20 protein-coding genes are annotated in these 20,731 nt (G+C 71.3%); 10 read left to right on the top strand and 10 right to left on the bottom strand.

All coding sequences use genetic code 11. From position 1 onward, the window contains the following. Positions 1-79 precede the first annotated feature (79 nt). On the top strand, positions 80-1,021 hold the full coding sequence (locus ESO89_RS08320) for a DMT family transporter (RefSeq protein ID WP_128905073.1): 942 nt from the start codon (positions 80-82) through the stop codon (positions 1,019-1,021). A 30-nt stretch (positions 1,022-1,051) separates the two neighbouring features. Here ESO89_RS08320 and ESO89_RS08315 read toward each other — a convergent pair whose 3' ends face one another. Beyond that, positions 1,052-1,624: a hypothetical protein gene (locus ESO89_RS08315; RefSeq protein WP_128905072.1), complete on the bottom strand. Its 573-nt coding sequence runs from the start codon at positions 1,622-1,624 to the stop codon at positions 1,052-1,054. A gap of 227 nt (positions 1,625-1,851) precedes the next feature. On the opposite strand from ESO89_RS08315, the gene ESO89_RS08310 reads away from it, so the two are divergent. Then, positions 1,852-2,871: a biotin--[acetyl-CoA-carboxylase] ligase gene (locus ESO89_RS08310; RefSeq protein WP_128905071.1), complete on the top strand. Its 1,020-nt coding sequence runs from the start codon at positions 1,852-1,854 to the stop codon at positions 2,869-2,871. Positions 2,872-2,920: 49 nt separating this feature from the next. Here the strand turns inward: ESO89_RS08310 and ESO89_RS08305 are convergent, their stop codons facing one another. Further along, a complete protein-coding gene (locus tag ESO89_RS08305) occupies positions 2,921-3,451 on the bottom strand; it encodes a universal stress protein (RefSeq protein WP_128905070.1) in 531 nt (176 codons plus the stop codon). Between the two features lie 330 nt (positions 3,452-3,781). Between ESO89_RS08305 and ESO89_RS08300 the strand changes: the two genes are divergently transcribed. Further along, positions 3,782-4,984, top strand: coding sequence for a redox-regulated ATPase YchF (locus tag ESO89_RS08300; protein WP_128905069.1), 1,203 nt, complete (start codon positions 3,782-3,784; stop codon positions 4,982-4,984). A 32-nt stretch (positions 4,985-5,016) separates the two neighbouring features. Here ESO89_RS08300 and ESO89_RS08295 read toward each other — a convergent pair whose 3' ends face one another. Then, the gene (locus tag ESO89_RS08295) at positions 5,017-6,903 is read right to left on the bottom strand and encodes an aldehyde ferredoxin oxidoreductase family protein (RefSeq protein WP_128905068.1); all 1,887 of its coding nucleotides are present in this window, start codon (positions 6,901-6,903) and stop codon (positions 5,017-5,019) included. A 129-nt stretch (positions 6,904-7,032) separates the two neighbouring features. Between ESO89_RS08295 and yqeC the strand changes: the two genes are divergently transcribed. From yqeC to ptsP, 3 genes are read left to right on the top strand one after another with little or no spacing between them, the layout of a single operon-like run. Beyond that, on the top strand, positions 7,033-7,812 hold the full coding sequence (yqeC, locus tag ESO89_RS08290; protein ID WP_128905067.1) for a selenium cofactor biosynthesis protein YqeC: 780 nt from the start codon (positions 7,033-7,035) through the stop codon (positions 7,810-7,812). Between the two features lie 55 nt (positions 7,813-7,867). Next, positions 7,868-8,176 (top strand): HPr family phosphocarrier protein, encoded by a 309-nt coding sequence (locus ESO89_RS08285; protein WP_128905066.1) that lies wholly within the window; start codon positions 7,868-7,870, stop codon positions 8,174-8,176. Then, positions 8,173-9,903 carry a phosphoenolpyruvate--protein phosphotransferase gene (gene ptsP / locus ESO89_RS08280; protein ID WP_128905065.1) on the top strand — a complete coding sequence of 577 codons (1,731 nt, stop codon included), beginning with the start codon at positions 8,173-8,175 and terminating at the stop codon, positions 9,901-9,903. The genes ESO89_RS08285 and ptsP overlap by 4 nt, the downstream gene beginning before the upstream one ends. A gap of 22 nt (positions 9,904-9,925) precedes the next feature. On the opposite strand, the gene dhaM is transcribed toward ptsP, so the two are convergent. Genes dhaM through dhaK form a run of 3 tightly spaced genes read right to left on the bottom strand, consistent with a single transcriptional unit; the run spans position 9,926 to position 12,110 of the window. Beyond that, the gene (gene dhaM / locus ESO89_RS08275) at positions 9,926-10,306 is read right to left on the bottom strand and encodes a dihydroxyacetone kinase phosphoryl donor subunit DhaM (protein ID WP_128905064.1); all 381 of its coding nucleotides are present in this window, start codon (positions 10,304-10,306) and stop codon (positions 9,926-9,928) included. Next, complete coding sequence (gene dhaL, locus ESO89_RS08270; protein ID WP_128905063.1) at positions 10,306-11,112, bottom strand: dihydroxyacetone kinase subunit DhaL; 807 nt, start codon at positions 11,110-11,112, stop codon at positions 10,306-10,308. The genes dhaM and dhaL overlap by 1 nt, the downstream gene beginning before the upstream one ends. Further along, the gene (gene dhaK, locus ESO89_RS08265) at positions 11,109-12,110 is read right to left on the bottom strand and encodes a dihydroxyacetone kinase subunit DhaK (RefSeq protein WP_128905062.1); all 1,002 of its coding nucleotides are present in this window, start codon (positions 12,108-12,110) and stop codon (positions 11,109-11,111) included. The genes dhaL and dhaK overlap by 4 nt, the downstream gene beginning before the upstream one ends. Positions 12,111-12,331: 221 nt before the next feature. Here dhaK and ilvD point away from each other — a divergent pair, with 221 nt between their 5' ends. Next, on the top strand, positions 12,332-14,119 hold the full coding sequence (ilvD, locus tag ESO89_RS08260) for a dihydroxy-acid dehydratase (RefSeq protein WP_128905061.1): 1,788 nt from the start codon (positions 12,332-12,334) through the stop codon (positions 14,117-14,119). A gap of 68 nt (positions 14,120-14,187) precedes the next feature. On the opposite strand, the gene ESO89_RS08255 is transcribed toward ilvD, so the two are convergent. After that, on the bottom strand, positions 14,188-14,442 hold the full coding sequence (locus ESO89_RS08255; RefSeq protein WP_128905060.1) for a hypothetical protein: 255 nt from the start codon (positions 14,440-14,442) through the stop codon (positions 14,188-14,190). 152 nt (positions 14,443-14,594) lie between these two features. After that, on the bottom strand, positions 14,595-15,014 hold the full coding sequence (locus tag ESO89_RS08250) for a universal stress protein (protein WP_128905059.1): 420 nt from the start codon (positions 15,012-15,014) through the stop codon (positions 14,595-14,597). A 115-nt stretch (positions 15,015-15,129) separates the two neighbouring features. Here ESO89_RS08250 and ESO89_RS08245 point away from each other — a divergent pair, with 115 nt between their 5' ends. Further along, positions 15,130-15,615: an NYN domain-containing protein gene (locus tag ESO89_RS08245; protein ID WP_128905058.1), complete on the top strand. Its 486-nt coding sequence runs from the start codon at positions 15,130-15,132 to the stop codon at positions 15,613-15,615. A 27-nt stretch (positions 15,616-15,642) separates the two neighbouring features. Here the strand turns inward: ESO89_RS08245 and ESO89_RS08240 are convergent, their stop codons facing one another. Next, entirely contained in the window at positions 15,643-16,314 is a 672-nt protein-coding gene (locus ESO89_RS08240; RefSeq protein ID WP_128905057.1) for a S26 family signal peptidase, read from the bottom strand. A 125-nt stretch (positions 16,315-16,439) separates the two neighbouring features. Here ESO89_RS08240 and ESO89_RS08235 point away from each other — a divergent pair, with 125 nt between their 5' ends. Then, complete coding sequence (locus tag ESO89_RS08235; RefSeq protein ID WP_128905056.1) at positions 16,440-17,612, top strand: glycine cleavage system aminomethyltransferase GcvT; 1,173 nt, start codon at positions 16,440-16,442, stop codon at positions 17,610-17,612. 29 nt (positions 17,613-17,641) lie between these two features. On the opposite strand, the gene ESO89_RS08230 is transcribed toward ESO89_RS08235, so the two are convergent. After that, the gene (locus ESO89_RS08230; RefSeq protein WP_128905055.1) at positions 17,642-18,334 is read right to left on the bottom strand and encodes a hypothetical protein; all 693 of its coding nucleotides are present in this window, start codon (positions 18,332-18,334) and stop codon (positions 17,642-17,644) included. A 148-nt stretch (positions 18,335-18,482) separates the two neighbouring features. Here ESO89_RS08230 and fdhF point away from each other — a divergent pair, with 148 nt between their 5' ends. Further along, complete coding sequence (gene fdhF / locus ESO89_RS08225) at positions 18,483-20,663, top strand: formate dehydrogenase subunit alpha (protein ID WP_128905054.1); 2,181 nt, start codon at positions 18,483-18,485, stop codon at positions 20,661-20,663. The last annotated feature ends 68 nt before the right edge of the window (positions 20,664-20,731 follow it).

The raw sequence follows: 20,731 nt of genomic DNA, 5'->3' as shown, positions 1-20,731 counted from the left end.
TGTGTGATTGTTCATTCCAGATACCGACCAATCCGGGAGAATAGTTTAACTATCTCTGCCGATTTCGAATAGATAGTCAATGAATCTGCGGACCCTCATTTCCACTCCCGAATCGATCGTCGCCGCGTTCGTTCTCCTCGCGACGCTGTGGGGTACCTCCTTCGTCGCTATCGAGGCCGGACTGCACTACTTCCCGCCGCTTCTGTTCGCCGGCGTGCGCTACGCCGTCGCCGGCGCCATCGTGTTGGGCGTCGCCGCGGTCATGTCCGGCAGGACGGTCCCTCGGGGCCGCGACGAGTGGCTCGGCGTCGCGGTCGCCGGCGCCTTCGTGATCGCCGCGTACCACGGGCTGCTGTACGTGGCCGAGCTCCACATCACGGGTGCGGTCGCCGCCGTGATCGTGAGCCTCGCGCCGGTGTTGACCGCCACGTTCGCCGCCCTTCTCCTCCCGAACGAGCGGCTCGGCCCCTTCGAGATCGGGGGGTTCGCGCTCGGGATCCTCGGCGTGATCGTGATCGCCGACCCGATGGAGGCCGGGCTCGGTAGCGCTGCCCTGCTCGGCGTCGGGCTCGCGTTCGCCGGCGCGGTCTCCTTCTCGCTCGGCGCGGTGCTGCTCCGCCCGCTTCGCACCGACCTCCCGATCGCCGCGCTACAGGGGTGGGCGATGGTCTCCGGCGCCGGGGTGCTGTTCGTCGGCGCCGCCCTGCTCGGCGAGTCGCCCGCGGCGATCGTCTGGAACGCCACGTCGATCGCGTCGCTCTCGTACCTCACGCTGCTGTCGGGCGTCGTCGCGTTCCTGATCTACTTCGCGCTGCTCGACGAGGTCGGCCCGGCTCAGCTCCACCTCGTCGGCTACGCGGAGCCCGTCGTCGCCGCGGTCGGGAGTTGGGCGCTGCTCGGCAGCCTGATCGACGCGGAGGCGATCGTCGGCTTCGTCGCGATCCTCGCGGGCTTCGTCGTCCTCGAACGCCACGAGATCGCCGCGTACGTCGGCGTCGAGGACGCGCTGCGCGCGCGCTGACGACGGGGGTCGACGGCCGGTTCCGTCGCTCTACCCGCCGATGTCCTCCGTCAGCCCGGCCCGGAGATCCCGGCCGAAGTAGTGACCGAGCAGCGCCAGCACCAGCCCCAGTCCGCCGCCGACGGCGAGCAGCGGGAGGCCCCACTGCTGGAGGTAATCAACCCCGATCGGAAGAAAGCCGACCCCGAGGACGCTGGTCACCGCGGTGCCCGCGCCCGCCGCGGCCCCGGCGAGTCCGGTCTCCGCGTACCTCCGCGTCGAGAAGATCAGCCCCACGAGAAACGCGGCGAGGAACACGCCGGCGGCGGAGCCGATCGTCCCGCCGATGAGCGGGATCGCCCCGCCGGCGAACACCCCGATCCCGACGGCGACGAGCGCGATCGCGAACGACTTCGCGGAGAACCAGCGCCCGTCCATTCCGACGCGACCGCCTCCGGATTTGCCTCCGCCCGCACCCGTCCGGGCGACGCCCTCGGTTTCTGCCGTGGCGTCCGCCGTCGAGCCGTCGTCGCCCTCGCCGTCCGCGAGATCGTCGTCGAGGAGGTCGTCAAGGTCGTCCATCGGATCGCCGTCGGACGCCTCCCGCTCCTTGGAGGGTTGCATACCCGAGCGTTCGCCCGTGAGACCTTGTGTCTTGTGGCGAGGTCGGATCGTCGCTTCCATCGCCGAACTCGCCGAGTCCGCCGCAGCTCCGTGCGGTTCGGTAACGCTCGCCGTTTCACCGGAAACCCGGTGTCCCGGTGTCTTCGGAGGTCCCGGCTCGGCGAGGAGGAAGGCGTTCCGGTCGCCGACCCGGAACGGCTTTGCGCGTCCGCGCCGACCCCGACGACATGGACACGCGCCGCGCGCTGCTCGACGCCCTCGGCGACGGCCCGGTCTCCGGCCCCGCGCTCGCAGACGACCTCGGCGTGTCGCGGACGGCGGTCTGGAAGGCGGTCGAGTCCCTCCGCGAGGAGGGGTTCGCTGTCGGCTCGACCTCCGAGGGATACGTCGCGCCCGAGGACCCCGGCTACTCCGCCGCCGGTATCGAGTTCGGGCTCGATGCCCCCTACGAGATCGAGTACCACGATCAACTCCCGTCGACCAACGACCGCGCCCGCGAGCTGGCGGCCGAGGGGGCCGACGGCGTCGCGGTCGTCGCCGACGAGCAGACCGGCGGCCGAGGCCGGCTCGATCGGCAGTGGACCGCGCCCAGCGGGGGCGTCTGGCTCTCGCTCGTACTGCGACCGGATGCGGCGCCTGCCCGCGCGCCGCTTTTCACCCTCGCCGCCGCGGTCGCGATCGCCGACGCCTGCCGGGAGGCGGGCGTCGACGCCCACATCAAGTGGCCGAACGACGTGCTCGTGGGCGGTCTCGGAACCGAATCGGATGGCGACGCCGATGGCGGCGCGTCCGACGCGCCCGGCGCCTCGGACGCCCCCGGCGGTCGCGGCGGCCGCAAGCTCGCGGGAATTCTCACGGAAATGGAGGGTGAGGCCGACCGGGTCTCGTGGCTCGTCGCGGGGATCGGCGTCAACGCCAACGTCGACCCCGATTTGCTCCCGGCGGACGCGACCTCCCTGCAGGACGAACTCGGCGCGCCCGTCGACAGGCGCCGGTTCGCCGCGGTCCTCCTCGAACGGTTCGCGGCGCTCGCGGGGACGCCGGACCGGATGGATCGGATCTTGCCGGCGTGGCGCGAGCGCGCGAGCACCCTCGGCCGTCGGGTCCGCGTCGACACCCCGAACGGCCCGGTGACGGGCACCGCGGTCGACGTGGAGCCGCCGGGCGCGCTCGTGATCGAGACGGACGACGGGACCCGCAGAGTCCACGCCGGCGACTGCGAGCACCTGCGCGACGCTGACGACTGAGCGTCGATGGTCCCGAACCGTGAGCGACCGCAAAAACGTCGACTTCCGGCTAGCTCCGCCCGGCCGCTTCCGGCTCCCCGTCGGCCGGGGTCTCGCTTTCGGCCGGGGTCTCGCTTTCGACGGCCGCGTCCCCCGGAACGTCGCCGTCCAGCCGCACCGTCAGCACGGGGACGCTCGACCCCCGAACCACCTTCTCGGCGACGCTCCCGAGGAGGAGGCGGTCGATCCCGCCCCGGCCGTGCGTCCCCATCACGATCAGGTCACAGTCGTTGCCCTCGGCGTACCGGATGATCTCCTTGCTCGGAGAGCCCTCCGCGACCGCCGTCTCGATGTCGAGATCGGTCTCGGCCGCGAGCGACTCGACCTCCGCGACCGCCTCGTTCGCGTCGTCCCGCAGGAGGTCGCCGACCCCCTCCCACGAGCTCTCCATCGGCATCCCCGCGTAGCTCGCCGTGTCGACCACGTACAGCGCGTGAACGTCCGCGCCGTGGACCGACGCGAGGTCGAGGGCGTGCGCGACCGCCCGCTTCCCCTCGGCCGAGCCGTCGGTCGGAACGAGGACCCGATCGTACAGAGTCATATGTTCACATGTATCAGGGCACCGCCGACACATAACTCTTTGCGAGCTTTGCCGGTTCTTTCCGCGGCGAAGCCGTCGAGATCCGGACGAGGGGCGCGTTTAAGGCCTCGCGTGCCGATATCCGTCCATGACATCCGAAATTCACCTCTCGCGCGTCGAAGACGAGTTCCGCGGGAGCTCCTACCCGGCCGCCCGCGAGGAGCTCGGTGAGCCCGGGCAGTCGGACGGCGACGCCTGACAGTCCGACGGCGGTCTCTCCCCCCCGTCACCCGTACGCACGGCACGGCGCGTCTCGCATCGCTTTTTACCGTGGATCGCGCACTGGTGGTAATGAGTTACCGGATCGGCCTCGTCGGCAAGCCCTCCGTGGGGAAGTCGACGTTTTTCAACGCCGCGACCATGAACGACGTGCCCGAGGGCGCGTACCCGTTCACCACGATCGACCCGACCGTCGGCGAGGCGTACGTCCGCGTCGACTGCGCCGCCCCCGAGTTCGACGAGTCCTGCACGCCGAACGTCGGCGTCTGCCGCGAGGGCACCCGCTTCGTGCCCGTCAAGATGGTCGACGTCGCCGGCCTCGTCCCCGGCGCCCACGAGGGGCGCGGGCTCGGCAACCAGTTCCTCACCGACCTCAACGAGACCGACGTGTTGATCCACGTCGTCGACTTCTCGGGCAAGACCGACATCGAGGGCGAGGCCACCGAGGGCCACGACCCGCGCGAGGACATCGACTTCCTCGAGGAGGAGCTCGACGCGTGGTACCTCGACGTGCTGGAGAAGGGGCTCGAGAAGTTCGAGACGCGCTACCACGGCGCGGACGCCGCGATCGAGGCGGAGCTCGCCGACCAGATGTCCGCGTTCGGGATCGACAAGGACCGGATGAAGCAGGTGATCCTCGCGGAGGGGCTCGAAATCGACCCCGAGACGTGGGACGACGCGGACGAGGCCGACCTCGCCCGCGAGATCCGCAAGCGCACGAAGCCGATGGTCGTCGCCGCCAACAAGATGGACACCCCCGAGGCGCAGGCGAACTGGGAGACGATCACGAGCGACCCCGACTACGACCACCTCTCTTTCGTCCCGGCGAGCGCTCACGCGGAGAAGGCCCTGAAGAACGCCGACGACGCCGGCGTCGTCGACTACACCCCCGGTGCGAGCGAGTTCGAAATCGTGGGCGACGTCTCCGGCGAGCAGGAGGCTGGTCTCGATCAGATCGGCGAGTTCGTCGCCGAGTACGACGGGACCGGCGTTCAGGGCGCGCTCGAAGCCGCCGTCTTCGACGTGCTCGGCTGTATCGCCGTCTTCCCCGGCTCCGCGAACGGGAGCAAAGACGAGAAGGGCGTCTTCCGCGACTGCTTCATCCTCCCCGGGGGGTCGACGACCGAGGACTTCGCGTTCCACATCCACTCGGACATCGGCGAGGGGCTCCTCCACGGCACCGACTGCCGGAGCGGTCGGCAGGTGGGGGCCGACCACGAGCTCTCCCACCGCGACGTGATCGAACTGGTCTCGACGAAACAGGCCGCGCCGTAGGCCAGTCGGCGGCGTCACTCACCTACCGCCGGTCAGCCACCGCCGCCGTCGACGCTCGGAACTTCTTCCGCCGATCCGACCGGCGTCGCTCCATCGGGGAGGTCCGCGAGCCCGAGTCGGTCGAGCAACCGGGCCGTCGGTCTCCCCTCCCGGTCCCAGCCGCGGTACGCGTAGTACCGGTCGAGGAGTTCCTCGAAGGCGTCGGGATCGAGGGCGTCGTCGCCTTTTCGGCCTCCCCCGCCCCCTCCGTCGGTGTCCCGCGTCAGCGCTTCCGGGAGGCCGTCGTCCCCGCGGTCGAACCCCTCTCTGCAGTTGAACAGGCGGGTGAGCGTCCACGCGCGCTCGCCGAGAAGCCGGAGGTCTCGCGGGTCGCGCTCGTCGCCGAGGGCGGCGAGCCACTCGGCGGCCGCCTCCGGACCGAAGCTCTCGGCGAGGAAGTCGTCGCCGACGAGACACCACAGCGCGGCCCGCCGGTCCTGCTCGTCGGCGACGACCGCGGCGCGCTCGGCGGGGCTCCATCCCGGATCGGCAACCGCCTCGGTTTCGACCGGCCGGGCGCGGCGGTGACAGCCGCCGCGGTCGCCGGTCGCGAAGGCCAGCGCCATCGTCGCCGCGCCGCGCGGGTCGTAGGAGGCCAGTTCCATCCCCTTCACCGTCGGGACGAGGTCGGCCCCGCCGAACCGCTCCGCGGCGGCCGCCACCCCGTCAGCGAGCGCGTCGCCGAGGGGCGTCGATCGGGCCGCGATCTCCTCGATCAGCGCCCGCGCGGCCGCCTCGTCGCCGAAGGAGAGCCCGCGGTCGACGCCGTGGTCCGCGGGATCGATCAGCCCCGCGTCGCTCGCGCGGACCGCCCACGCCACCGCGTTGCCGGCGGAGATCACGTCGATCCCGAGCCGGTCGCAGACCCCGCCGAGGGCCGCGACCGCATCGAAGTCATCGATTCCGAGCCCCGCGCCGAGCGCGATGGGGGTGCCGCCGCGCGGGACGGTGGCGTCGGTGGTGGTGGGAGCGTCGTCGGGGTCGATGTCGTCCGTCGCGCCGTCTCCGTCGCCCGCCGGCACCCGGAATCCGCCCGGAACCGGGTCGTCGGGACGCTCGCGCCCGGTCGCCCGTTCGCCGGCCCGCTCGACACCGAGTTCGTCGGCGCCATCGAAGCTGCGGGACTGCCACCCCCGCGTCGGGAGCACGCCGGTCTCGTCGCCGAACGCGACCGTTTCGAGGGTGTCGCCCGCGGCGAGCCACCGTCCGGCGTCGCTGTCGGCGAACGCGGCCTCGTCGCGCTCGCGGAGGTCCCGGAGCGCGGCCGGGACCGTCGGTGCCGGGTCGCGGGCGACGACCGCCTTGAGCCCCTTCGCGCCCATCACCGCGCCCGCGCCGCCCCGTCCCGCGTGGTGGTCGCCGCCGTCGGAGGCGATCGTCGCGTACCGGACCCCCGCCTCGCCCGCCGGGCCGACGCAGGCGACGGCGTCGTCCGGGAACCGCGCGTCGGTCTCGGCCGCGTCGAGTCCACGGAGGTCCCCCGCGGACTCGATCGTCGCCTCGCCGCCGGCGAGCGAGAGGGTCACCGGCCCGTCGGCCGCGCCCTCGATCACGACGCCGAGGTGGTCGCCGAGCGAGCCGGCGAGCCGGGCCGCGAACGACCCGCCGCCGTAGGAGTCGAGGAACGCCCCCGTGAGCGGAGATTTCGTCACCGCCGCGTAGCGCGGCTCGCCGGGGAGGAATCCGGTCAGTGGGCCGACGACGAATGCGAGGCGATTCGCCGGCGACGCCGGGTCGACGCCGGATTTCATCTCGTAGAGGTACCGCGCGCCGAGCCCCTTTCCGCCGACGTAGCGCGCGAGCCACGCCTCGGGGACCGGCTCGCTGCGCACGCGCTCCGCGGAGAGGTCGACGCGGAGCATTCGGTCGGGGACGGTCATCGTGAGCCACCTCGCGGGCGGACGGGATTAAACCACACGCCGGGCGGGGGTGAGGGCGGGATCGGTCGGGGCGAGCCGAACCCGTCCCGACCGACGGCTTTTCGCCCGCGGGCGACCACGGGTTCGGACATGAACGACGTCGTCGACGCCCTCGACGCGGCCGCGGGGACGACCTGTCTCGTCGGCGCCGGCGGGAAGAAGACCACCCTCTACGCGCTCGCCGGGCGGCTCGACCGGGCGGTGCTCACCGCGACGGTCCGGATACCGATCTTCGACCGCGAGGTCGCCGCGGTGCGCGTCACGGCGGAGCCCGCGGCCGCGCTCACCGAGATCGCGGCGCGCGGCGGAGCCGAGTCGGAGGGGGACGCCGAACCGACGGAGGACCCCGAGCCGTTCCCGCTCGGGCTGGTCCCGGAGCGCGAGCGCGACGACCGGTACCGCGGGTACGACCCCGCCGCCGTCGACGATATCGGAGCCGCGCACGACGGGCCGGTGCTCGTGAAGGCCGACGGCGCGCGGACGCGCCTGCTCAAGGCCCCGAACGAGCGCGAGCCGCAGGTCCCCGCGGGCGCGGACCGCGTGGTTCCGGTTGCGAGCGTCGGCGCGGTCGGAGAGCCGCTGACGGCGGAGACGGTCCACCGGCCCGAGCGCGTCGCGGCGATCACGGACGCCGCGGTCGGCGACGAGATCACCCCGGAATTGATCGGTCGCGTCCTCGCGCACGAGCGGGGCGGTTTGAAAGGAGTCCCGGAGGGGGCGACCGCTATCCCGCTCGTCAACGCCGTCGACGACGCGGACGACGAGGCGGCGGCGCGGCAGATCGCTCGGGTCGTCCACGAGCGCGCGGACGTGCCGCGGGTCGTCCTCGCGCGGATGATCGAGGGGGAGATCGTGGACGCGGTGAAGTGAGAGCGGCCGTCCTCCCAAACACACTTATAAGGATGTTCCGCGCCTATCCGGTTTCATGGAACGTACCGTGACGGTGGTGCCGGAGGCTGGCCTGCACGCGCGGCCGGCCTCGAAGCTGGTGCAGACGGCGAACCGGTTCGACGCGGACGTGTCGATCGGTCGCGCGGACGACGGCGACGACGGGCTCGTCCGCGCCGACAGCATGCTCTCGGTGAGCGGGCTGAACGTCGGGCACGGCGAGTCGGTCCGCGTCGTCGCGGAGGGACCCGAGGCGGCCGACGCGCTGGAGGCGGTCTGTGACCTGTTGACGGCGGAGATCGAGGGATCCGAAGCCGGAGACGCCGACGGCGGTGACCCGACGTGAGGACGTTCACCGGGGTCGGGAGCACGCCCCTGTCTGGCGTCGGCACGGCGCGCTGGTACCGTCCCGAGGCCGACCTGACGCTTCCCGACCGTCCCGACCCCTCCGGCGTCGACCCGGACGCCGAGCTGGCGCGGTTCGAGAGTGCTCGCGACGCGGCCCGCGAGGCGCTCCGACTCGCCCGCGACCGGGCGGCCGAGCGCGTCGGCGAGGAGGAGGCGGCGGTGTTCGAGGCCCACGAGCAGTTCCTCGACGACCCGGAGCTCGTCGGCGATGTCGAGGACGCGATCGCCGACGGGACGCCGGCCGAACACGCCGTGAGCGACCGGTTCGCGGCCGCGATCGAGCGGTTCGAGGCGCTCGACGGTCAGATGGCCGAGCGCGCCGACGACCTGCGGGACGTGCGGGACCGACTGCTCCGAGTCCTGCTCGATGCCGGAGCCGACGCCGACGACGGCACCGCCCTCGCCGACCTCGGCGGCCTTCCGGCGGGGACGGTGCTGCTGGCCGAGCGGCTCACCCCGAGCGACACCGCGGAACTGGACCCGGACGCGGTCGCCGGGATCGCGACCGTCGAGGGCGGGCGGACGGCTCACGCGGCGATCATCGCGCGGTCGCTGTCGATCCCGGCGGTCGTCGGGGTCGGCGAGCCGCTTCGCGAGATCGATGACGGAGCCGAACTGCTCGTCGACGGGACCGACGGCCGGGTCGTCGTCGATCCCGACGCGGAGGCCCGCGCGGCGGCCGGGGGCGACGCGGCGTCGGCCGTGCCCGATCGCGTCTCTACCGCCGACGGCCGACGGATCGAGGTGGCCGCGAACGTCGGGAGCGAGGCGGAGATCGGCCCCACGACCGAGCGCGGCGCGGACGGGATCGGGCTGTTCCGGACGGAGTTCCTCTTCTACGACCGCGAGGCGCCGCCGAGCGAGGACGAGCAGTACGAGGCCGTGACGGCCGCGCTGTCCGCGTTCCCCGACGACCGGGTCGTCGTTCGAACCCTCGACGTCGGCGGCGACAAGCGGGTGCCGTACCTCGACTTGCCGAACGAGACGAATCCGTTCCTCGGGCGGCGGGGAGTCCGACTCTCGCTCGACGAGCACCGCGATCTGTTCGAAACGCAGCTCCGGGCGCTGTTGCGCGCGGCCGCGAGCGAACACGGTGACGGGCTCGCGGTGATGTTCCCGCTCGTCTCCCGGATCGAGGAGGTCGAGGCCGCGGTCTCGGCGGTCGAGTCGGTCGCCGCTGACCTCGCCGCGGCGGGAGTCGAGCACGCGGTCCCCGAGCTGGGCGCGATGATCGAGACGCCGGCCGCGGTCTTCCTCGCGGACCGGCTCGCGGACCGGCTCGACTTCCTGAGCGTCGGGACGAACGACCTCACGCAGTACGTGATGGCGGCCGACCGCGAGAACGACGGGGTCGCCGACTACCACGATCCGCTCCACCCGGCGGCGTTGCGCGCGATCGACCGCACCGCGTCGGCCGCGGCGGGGACCGACGCGTGGGTCGGGATGTGCGGCGAGATGGCGGGCGACCCGGCGCTCGCGGAGCTGCTCGTCGGGCTCGGGCTCGACGAGCTCAGCATGAGCGCCGTGACCGTGCCGGCGGTGAAAGAGCGGATCACCGAGATCGACTCGGCGGACGCGAGGGAGCTCGCCGACGAGGCGCTCGCCTGCGAGACGCGGGCCGAGGTGCGGGAGCTGCTCGACCTCGACGCGGCAGACGCGGCGTGAGCGACCGCGGGAGTCGCCCGCCCTACAGCTTCTCCATCCCACGCGCCGCCTCGGCCTGCTCGCGGACCGAGTCGAGCGTGGCGGACGGGTCGGTGGCGGCGACGGCCGCGTTCACTGCCCCCTCCAACACGGGCGCGTCCGCGATGACGGCCTCCGCGTCGCTCAGTTCGACGGCGACGTCGGCGTTCATCACCGCGCTGCCCAGATCGACGAGGACGACGACCCCGTCGCCGTCGGCGGCGGCGTCGATGGCGTCCTCGATCGCGTCCGGAACGGTGCCGATCCCGCCTTTTCCGTCCCCGCCGACGGGCTCGATGCGCGTGTCGCCGGCCATCTCGGCGGCGACCTCAGCGATCCCCTCCGCCGCCCGCTCGCCGTGAGAGACGACGACGAGTCCGACCATCAGTCGTCCTCCGCGGTCGGGTCGTCGCCGTCGGGCGCGTCCGCCGCGTCGCCGTCGGGCGCGTCCGCGCCGTCGGCCGCCTCGTCCGGAATCGTCGGCGAGGTCGCGTCCACGTCGGGGATATCGGCGTCGAGGCGGTCGGCGGCGGTCGCGAGCACCTCTTCGAGGATGTACAGCGCGCTCGTCGCGCCGGGGTCCTGATGCCCCACCGACCGCCAGCCGAGGTAGGAGGCGCGGCCCTTCTTCGCCCGGATCGGGACCGTGAACGCGACGCCGCGCTCGGCCGCGTCGACCGCCTTCGCAAGCGCTTCGAGCGGCGGGAGGTCGTCCGTCTCGACCGACTTCTTGAACGTGTGAACCGCCGGGGTGAGCGCGTCGACCATCGTCTGGTCGCCCACTCGGGCGTCGCCGCGGTCCTCGACCTTCTCCAAGTAGGTCTCGGCGAACGCGACCGCGCTCTCGGCGGTGACCCCGTCGGCGAGCTCGGCGCTCGCGAACACGAGCGACCCGCCGAACAGGGGGCCGGAGGCCCCGCCGACCTCGGCCATGAGCGTCTTGCCGACCGTCTTACAGACCGTCTCGGGGTCCGGATCGTCGAGGTCGCGGGCGGCCTCGGCCGCCGCGGCCCACCCACGGGCCATGTTGCCGCCGTGGTCCGCGTCGCCGATGGCGGAGTCCAGCTCGGTGAGGTGGTCGCGCTCCCTCTCGATGCGGTCCGCGACCGCCTCGACGGCCGCGACGACGGCGGCGCCGTCGGCCGCCGCGTCCACGCTCGATTCGTTCTCACCCGGCTCGTCACCGCTCATTGGGTCCGGGCGAGCGCGGGGGTGTCGGCCGGTGCGCCGAGCAGCTCCTTCAGCTCGTCGTCGACGGCGCAGACGGTGATCGACGCCCCCGCCATGTCGAGCGAGGTCATGTAGTCGCCGACCCACGCGTCCCACGTCTCCAGGTCGCGTTCGCCGAGCAGCTCCTGAAGCCGGCGGTTGACGACGAACAGCTCCATCTGCGGGGTTCCGCCCATCCCGTTGACGACCGTGAGCACCTCCTGTCCGGGATCGAGATCGAGGTCGTCGAGGACGGCCTCCGTCAGCGCGTCGGTGATCTCGTCGGCGCTCATCAGCCCCGTGCGCTCGGTGCCCGGCTCGCCGTGAATCCCGATCCCCAGCTCGATCTCGTCGTCGCCCAGATCGAAGGTCGGCTCGCCCTTCTCGGGGGTGACGCACGAGGTGAGTGCGGTGCCCATCGTGCCGACGCTGTCGATCACCTTCTCAGCGACGCGCTTGACCTCCGACAGGTCGGCGCCCTGCGCGGCCTTCGCACCCGCGGCCTTGTGGACGAGGATCGTCCCGCAGACGCCGCGGCGGCCGGAGGTGTACAGCGAGTCCTCGACGGCGACGTCGTCGTTCACCACGACGCTCTCCACCTCGACGCCCTCCATCTCGGCGAGTTCGATGGCGGTCTCGAAGTTCATCACGTCGCCCTCGTAGTTCTTGATGATCGCGAGGACGCCGTCGCCGGCGTCGCAGGCCCCGATCAGCTCCTCGAACTCGTCGGCGGTCGGCGAGGAGAACACGTCGCCCGCGGCCGCCCCGTCGAGCATGCCGTCGCCGATGTACCCCGCGTGGGTCGGCTCGTGGCCGCTGCCGCCGCCCGTCACGAGCGCGACCTTCCCCTCCACCGGCGCGTCGTCCCGGACGATCACCTGCGTGTCCGGGAGCCGGCGGAGCCGGTCCGGATACGTCGCGGTCATGCCGTCGAGCATCTCGTCGACGATGTCGTCCGGGTCGTTGATCAGTTTCTTCATAACCAACGTCAATGACACTCGCTGCGCCATTAAAGATAGTGGCGCCGAGACGAGGTCTCGCCCGCACCGGTCCGCGACGCGCGTGTCCGCTGCGACGGGTGACGCGATTGCCCGTGACGGGTGACGCGATTGCCCGTGACGGGTGACGCGATCGTCCGGCCTCACCGAGCAACCCTCGCCTCGTTGCGGTCGTTTAAGGCCTCCGAGCGACACGGTCGAGTATGAGCGAACAGCAGCCGCGGTCAGAGGACGGGACCTCCCGAGGTCGCGACGGCGCGGACCGGTTCGCGGGCGAGAAGGGCAAGGAGCTGCGGAGCAGAGACGTGACGGAGGGGGCGGACAAGGCCCCGCACCGCGCGATGTTCCGGGCGATGGGGTTCGACGACGAGGATCTCTCGTCGCCCATCATCGGCGTGCCGAACCCGGCGGCCGACATCACGCCGTGTAACGTCCACCTCGACGACGTGGCGGACGCCGCGATCAACGGGATCGACGGGGCGGGCGGGATGCCGATCGAGTTCGGGACGATCACCATCTCCGACGCCATCTCGATGGGGACCGAGGGGATGAAGGCGAGCCTCATCTCCCGCGAGGTGATCGCCGACTCCGTGGAACTCGTCTCCTTCGGCGAGCGGATGGACGCGCTGGTGACGGTCGCCGGCTGCGACAAGAACCTCCCCGGCATGCTGATGGCGTCGATCCGCACCGACCTCCCCTCGGTGTTCCTCTACGGCGGCTCGATCATGCCCGGCCAACACGAGGGCCGCGACGTGACCATCGAGCAGGTGTTCGAGGGCGTCGGCGCCTACGCCGAGGGCGACATGAGCGGCGACGAGCTCGACGATCTGGAGCGCAACGCCTGCCCCGGCGCCGGCTCCTGCGGCGGGATGTTCACCGCCAACACGATGGCCTCCATCTCCGAGGCGCTCGGGATGGCGCCGCTCGGCTCCGCCTCCGCGCCCGCAGAGGACCCGGAGCGCTACGAGGTCGCCGAGCGCGCCGGCGCGCTCGCCTTGGACTGCGTCGAGAACGACCGCCGCCCCTCCGACATCCTCTCGCGGGAGTCGTTCGAGAACGCTATCGCGCTCCAGACCGCGATGGGCGGGTCGACGAACGCGGTCCTCCACCTGCTCGCGCTGGCCGCCGAGGCCGACGTCGATCTGGCGATCGAGGACTTCGACGAGATCTCGCGGCGCACGCCGAAGATCGCGGACCTCCAGCCCGGCGGAAACAGCGTCATGAACGACCTCCACGAGGTCGGCGGCGTGCCGGTCGTCCTCCGCCGCCTGCTCGAAGCGGATCTGCTCCACGGCGACGCGATGACCGTCACCGGACGCACCCTCGCCGAGGAACTGGCGGCGATGGAGGAGCGCGGCGCGCTCCCCGACGACGACGAGATCGAGGCCGACTTCCTCTACGACGTCGACGACCCCAAGGAGGCGGAGGGCGCAATCAAGATCCTCAACGGTAACCTCGCGCCCAACGGCTCGGTGCTGAAGGTGACCGGCGACGACGAGTTCTACCACGAGGGTCCGGCGCGGACCTTCGAGAACGAGGAGGACGCGATGGAGTACGTCCAGTCGGGCGCGATCGACTCCGGCGACGTGATCGTGATCCGCAACGAGGGGCCGACCGGCGGCCCGGGGATGCGCGAGATGCTCGGCGTCACCGCCGCCGTCGTCGGCGCGGGCCACGAGGACGACGTGGCGCTGCTCACCGACGGCCGCTTCTCCGGCGCGACCCGCGGCCCGATGATCGGCCACGTCGCGCCCGAGGCGGCCGACGGCGGCCCGATCGGGCTCATCGAGGACGGCGATCGGGTCACCGTCGACATCCCGGAGCGCGACCTCGGCGTCGAGCTGAGCGAGGCGGAACTGGCCGAGCGCCGCGAGGAGTGGGAGGCGCCGGAACCGCAGTACGAGGGCGGCATCCTCGCGAAGTACGCCCGTGACTTCGTCGGCGCGTCCGACGGCGCCGTGACGAACCCGCGACTGACCTGCGACCTGTGAGGCGGCGGACGGCCGTCTCCGAGCGTTCCTAAGCGATCTTCGAGCCGTTCTTCGTTTTCTCTGCGTCCCTACTCCCCGGCCGTCCCCCCGTCGGTGTGGGCCGTCCGGACGGACTCGGCGCGCCAGACGTTGCTCCGGCGGCCGGCGCGCGACAGCTCCATCTTGACCACCGAGCCCACCGGGAGGTCCGCGACGCGGTCGCGCGCGTCCTCGTCGGCGTACTCGACGACGTGGTACGTCTCGTTGCGCGGATGTGCACGTACCGTGGTGCAATCGTGATCGTTCTGCTCGGAAATGACGGTGTATGCGTTGTATTCCGACATCTTACTCCGTTATTCTTGGACATACTACTTCAATACTCCGTATATTCTCTACAGTCGTCGGTCAGGTGGTAATAGGGATATAAGGTGTTCGAAAGCCGAAACATGGCGGCGGCGCGTCACTCGTGTGACTCCCTCGTCTGTACTCCGGTGGCTCACCGAACGACCGTCACGGGCGACGCGGAGCCCCGAACGATCTTCTCGGCGATGTTGCCGACGAGCAGTCGGTCCGCGAGGCTCCCGCTGTGGCTGCCGATGACGACGACGTCGAACCCCTCGCTCGCGTCGACGACGGCCCGCGCCGGGTGGCCGGCCATCACCTCCGTGGCGATCTCGATCCCGCTCTCGGCGGCGATCTCGCAGGCGTGCTCGAGGAGGTCGTTCGCCTGCTCCGCCGCCGCCTCCTCGGTGTCGTCGGCGAGCGCGAGCCCGGCCGCGCTACCCATCATCGAGGAGGGCTGGCCCACCACGTGGAGCACGACGATCTCCGCGTCCGGGTGCGCCTCCAGCGCGAACCGGAGCGCTCGCTCTGCCATCTTCGACTCGTCCATCGGTACCAGCACGCGGGATATCATGGTCGACCTACATCCGACGCACAGATAGTGATGTGTTCTCATGGATCAATGGTGAACACACACAGCGCCGCGACAGACCAGCACGCATATCTCCGCGGACCCCGCACCGGGAGGCATGGAACCCAGCCGGTCGGACGACGACCCCGTCGGCGTGGCGCTGTTCGTCGACGGGCCGAACGTGTTGCGTGAGGAGTTCGACGTCGACCTCGACGACGTGCGGGTCGCGGCCGAGGCGGAGGGCCAGCTCGTCACGACGCGACTCTACCTCGACGAGCACGCGACGCCGGGGCTGATTCAGGCCGCGGAGGCCCGCGGCTTCGAGGTCGTCGTCACGAGCGGCGACGTCGACGTGAAGCTCGCGGTCGACGCCGCGCGCTTCGCGGCCGAGGGCCGGATGTCGACGCTCGCGATCGCCTCGCGGGACACCGACTTCAAGCCGGTGGTCGAGACCGCGAACGGCTACGGAATCCGGACGCTCGCGATCGCGCCCGGCGAGTTCGGGCGGTCCGACGCGCTCCGCAACGCCACGACCGACTCGGTGACGCTCGACGGCAGCGAAGACGACGGGGACGACGAGAACGACGGGGACGGGGAGTCGTAACCGGTGACGGAGTGGCTCGTCGGTCGCTCACCGATCGCGCTCGTCGCGAGCCGTTCGACGCGCCGCGACCCGCCCGAGGAGGAGCGCGCCGAACCCTCCGGTCGCGGCGGCGAGACCGCCGAATCCGACGGCGGTCGGGAGGACGCCCACCCGCGCTACCGCGGCGTCGGCGCCGACCCGGAACCAGCCGAGGTTCGGGACGGCGAACAGCGCCTTGGCGGTGATCCACTCCTCGCGGACGATCGGGGCGATCCCGGCGCTCTGGTCGTACTCGCCGTTGGCGTCGCCGTAGGTGACGTACCCGTCGTAGGGAGCGGGACAGGCCGTGATCGTCAAGCAGTCCCCCTTTAGCAGCGCTGGGTCGGCCCGATCGGTCCAGTCCTCGCCGGCGGTCACCGGGAAGGCGATCCGGTGCATTATCGGTCGCTGGCCGTCGCTCGGCGGACTGAACACGATCACGTCGCCGGCGCTCCCGAACGTGGTCGGCGCGCCGGACTCCGTCGCGCCGACGAGTCCGCCCCACGGGAACCGGTCCGTCGAGGTGACGACGACGAGGTCGCCGCGCTCGACCTCCGGGGCCATGCTCCCGCTCTCGACGGCGACGAACGGGGGCCACGCGCCCGCGACCGCGGCGACGACGACCGCGACCAGCAGGACCGCGGCGGCGGGAGCGAGCAGGCCGGCGTAGTTCCGCGTCACGTACGTCACCGGGGGTGGAAACGGCTTGAGGTTGTCGCCGGTGGCAGTGGGACGGCGGCGTCGCGATCTCCCCGAGAGGTGCTCCGATGGCAAGACCTTAGGTCCGGCCGGGAGAGGGTTTCGGCATGTCAGACCGACGCACTCCCCTCCACGAGACCCACGAGGAACGCGGCGCGACGTTCACCGACTTCGGCGGGTGGCAGATGCCCGTCGAGTTCGACTCGATCAGCGAGGAGCACGCGGCGGTCCGCGACTCGCTCGGCGTCTTCGACGTGTCGCACATGGGTGAGATCGAGGTGTCGGGGCCGGACGCGACGACGCTGATGAACCGGCTCACGACCAACGACGTGACGGCGCTCGACCCGGGCGACTCCCAGTACGCCGCGATCACGAACGCGGACGGCGTCATGCTCGACGACACGGTCGTCTACCGGCTCCCGGACGGGATCGAGGCGGGCGACGGCGCCGCCGCGCTCGCCGGCCTCGACCCCGATCTCGACGCCGGGACCGGGGATCCCGCCTACCTCTTCGTCCCCAACGCGGGGCACGACGAACAGATGTACGACCGGTGGGTCGATTACCGAGACGGCGAGGGTCTCGACGCCGAGGTCGCGAACGCCACCGACGGCTGGGCCATGCTCGCGGTGCAGGGGCCGGACGCGGCCGACGCCCTCGACGCCGCGACCCCGACCGACCGGGTCGTCGGCCGCTCGAAGTTCGAGGCGGCGGTCGCCGCGGTCGAGGGGGTCGACGGCTGGGTCGCCCGGACCGGTTACACCGGCGAGGACGGCTTCGAGGTGATGTGCCCGGCCGGCGACGTCGAGGCCGTCTGGGGGGCGTTCGTCGACGCCCCGCACGACGCCCAGCCCTGCGGGCTCGGCGCGCGCGACACCCTCCGCACGGAGATAGGGTACCTCCTCTCCGGACAGGACTTCGACCCCGAGACCGAGCCGCGGAGCCCCTACGAGGCCCGGATCGGCTTCGTCGTGAAGCTCGACACGGAGTTCGTCGGGCGCGACGCCCTCGAAGCCCAGACGGAGGAGGGCGTCGACGAGAAGTTCGTCGGAGTCCGGCTGCTCGAACGCGGCGTCCCCCGCAACGGCTACGCCGTCACCGACGGCGACCTCACCCGGGTCGGCCAGCTGACCTCCGGCACGATGAGCCCCACGCTCGACGAGCCGATCGGGTTGGGGTACCTCCACGAGCGCTATACGGAGCCGGGCACCGAGGTGAGCGTCGTCGTGCGCGGCGACGAGAAGCGCGCCGAGGTCGTCGTTCCGCCGTTCCTCGACCGGTAGGCGTTTCGGTTACTGCCCCTCCTCGCCGGTCACGCCTCCCCCTCGACCGCCTCCGCGTGCACGCTGCGGATCACCATGTACAGGTGCCAGTGGTCGACGCCGAGGCGCTCGGCGAGCCCTCGCACCGCGTCGAGGAACCGGTCGTACGCCTCGACCGTCATCGGCTCCGGGTAGGCGTCGTGGAGGGGGGCGCCGGCGTCCCCGGCGTCCCCGGCGTCGCCCTCGTCGGTCAGCGCGGCGACGACCGCCCACTCGCGCTCGCCGCCGACCAGGTACTCGTCGGGGGCGAGGAACCACAGCAGCGCGGATGCGACCGCCACGTCGACGCCCGGAATCTCCGTGAGTGCGTCGAGCGCCCGGTGGTGCGAGGGGTCGGGGTCCTCGCCGGCGGCCGCGGCGTCCGCTCCGTCCAGCGCGTCGATCGCGTCCCACAGCGCGGCGCGTAGCTCTCGGGGCTCCGCGTCGGACACCGCCGCCTCGACCGCCCGCCGCTCCTCGTGATCGATGTCGGCCACGGCCCGCCGGAAGTACCACCGGACGACCCACTCCACGTCCCGCTTGCCGTACTCGCCGGCCCGGAACGCGTCCGAAAGCGACTCGATCGCCTCCGCCTCGACCGGGTAGAAGGGGGCCGACTCCCGGTACGCCTCGACGAGGTCGGCGGCGCGGTCCTCGATGTCGGCGATCGAGTAGTCCTCGATGTCGGCGACGGTGCGGTCCATGTCCGCTCGAACGCCCCCGGCCGACAAAACCGTTCGGCGACCGCCCGCGTCGGCAGCCGCTCGCGTCGCCTCCCGGCGAGAACCACCGACACACTCATGCGAGTGGATCACAGATCGTGACATATGATCGCACGTCAGGGTGAGGGCCATGTCGACTGAGGGCGACGAACCGGTGAAGACCATCTGCCCGTACTGCGGCGTCGGCTGCGGGATCACGGTGAACCAGGGCGACGACCCCGGCGACGTGAACTTCATGCCGTGGGGGGAGGCGCCAGTCAACGAGGGACGGGTGTGTATCAAGGGCGGCGCGGCGACGCAGGTCGTCGACCACGAGGACCGACTCACGGAGCCGCTGATAAAAGAAAACGGGGAATTCCGCGAGGCGACGTGGGAGGAGGCCTACTCGCGGATCGTCTCGGAGATGGAGGGGATTCGCGACGAGCACGGCCCCGACGCGATGGGATTCTTCGGCTCCTCGAAGACGATGAACGAGGAGAACTACCTCCTCCAGAAGATCGCGCGCCGGTACGGCACGAACAACGTCGACAACTGCACCCGGATGTGCCACGCCTCGACGGTGTGGGCGCTCCGGACGAGCCTCGGCGCGGGCGCGATGACGAACAGCATGGTCGACTTGGAGGAGTCGGCCGACGTGCTCTGGATACAGGGCGCGAACCCCGGCGAGCAGCACCCGATCGCCAACAGCCAGTACTTCCGGCAGGCCGTACTGGAGGGCGCGACCGTCATCCAGGTCGATCCCCACGCCAACAAGACCACTCGGTCGTTCGAGATCGACGAGACCGAGCGGCACATGCACCTCCAGCTCAATCCAGGCGCCGACATTCCCCTGCTCAACGTCGTCCTGAAGACGATCCTCGAACGCCACGAGGAAGAGCCCGACGCGGGCTGGATCGACGAGGGGTTCATCGAGGAGCGCACCGAGGGGTTCGACCACCTGACGGAGACGCTCGAAGACTTCGACAAGGCGGCGGCCGCGGAGGAGGCCGGCGTCCCCCTCGAAGACATCGAGCTCGCCGCCGAGAAGTACGCGATGGCGAACAACGCCGCCATCTTCACCGGGATGGGGATGAGCCAGCACACCTGCGGCGTCGACAACGTTCAAAACGAGATCAACCTCGCGCTGATCACGGGGAACCTCGGGAAGCCCGGCACCGGCGTCAACCCCCTCCGCGGGCAGAACAACGTCCAGGGGACCAGCGACGTGGGCGCGATGCCGAACGTCCTCCCCGGCTACCAGCTCGTCGACGACGACGAGGCGCGCGAGAGCGTCGAGGACGTGTGGGGGTTCGAGGTCCCCGACGAGCCCGGCCTCACCAACGTGGAGATCTCCCACGAGGCGGGGCGCTCGGTGAAGGGGCTGTACGTGATGGGCGAGAACCCCGTGATGAGCGAGCCCGACGGCAACGAGGTCGAGAAGCGCCTGCGGTCGCTCGAGTTCATGGTCGCACAGGACATCTTCATGACCGAGACCGCGGAGCTCGCGGACGTGGTCCTCCCGGCGACGACGTGGGCGGAGCGCGGCGGCACCGTCACCAACACCGACCGGCGGGTCCAGCGCATGCGCGGCGCCGAGACGGTCCACGAAAACACGAGACACGACCTCGAGATCCTGATGGAGGTCGGGAGTCGCCTGTTCGGCGAAGCGGAGTTCCGCTTCGACGACGTGGAGGCCGTCTTCGAGGAGCTGCGCGAGGTGTGTCCGATCTACCACGGGATGACCTACGACGCGCTCGGCGAGACCGGGCTCCAGTGGCCCTGCTACGAGGAGGGCGACGAGGGCGACCAGTACCTCTACGCCGACTCGTTCGACACCGAGAACGGGTTCGGGCAGATCGAGGGCGTCCGCCACCAGCCGCCCGCCGAGGTGCCCGACGAGGAGTACCCGCTGATCCTCACGACCGCCCGGCTCGAAGAGCACTACAACACGGGGACGATGAGCCGGCGGTCGCCGACGCTCTCGCGGCAGCACCCGGAGAACTTCGTCGACGTACACCCGAACGACGCCGAAGCGTACGGGATCGAGGACGGAGAGATGGTGACGCTCCGGTCCAGACGCGGGGAGATCGAGGTGAAAGCGCAGGTGACCGAGGACATCAAGGAGGGCGTCGTCTGGACGACCCCGCACTTCGCGGCCGCCTCCGCGAACCGCCTCACGAACGACGTCCTCGACGAGCGGGCGAATATCCCCGAGTACAAGGCCGCGGCGGCGGACATCGCGGTCACCGTCGGCGACGGCGGCGAGCGCGTCGACGGCGGCGATCCCGAAACGGATTCGGAGCCGGGCGACGCGGAGCCGGCCGACGACTGAGCGCTCGCCGTCTCGCGACCGGTTTTTTACCGGGCGAGAACGCCTCCAAGATTGATTACCGTCCCAAC

Origin of the sequence: Halorubrum amylolyticum, from assembly GCF_004114995.1 — an archaeon.
In the GTDB taxonomy this organism is placed as follows: Archaea; Halobacteriota; Halobacteria; order Halobacteriales; family Haloferacaceae; genus Halorubrum; species Halorubrum amylolyticum.
The sequence above is the reverse complement of the archived record's forward strand: the minus strand, read 5'-3'. Positions and strand labels throughout refer to the sequence as shown.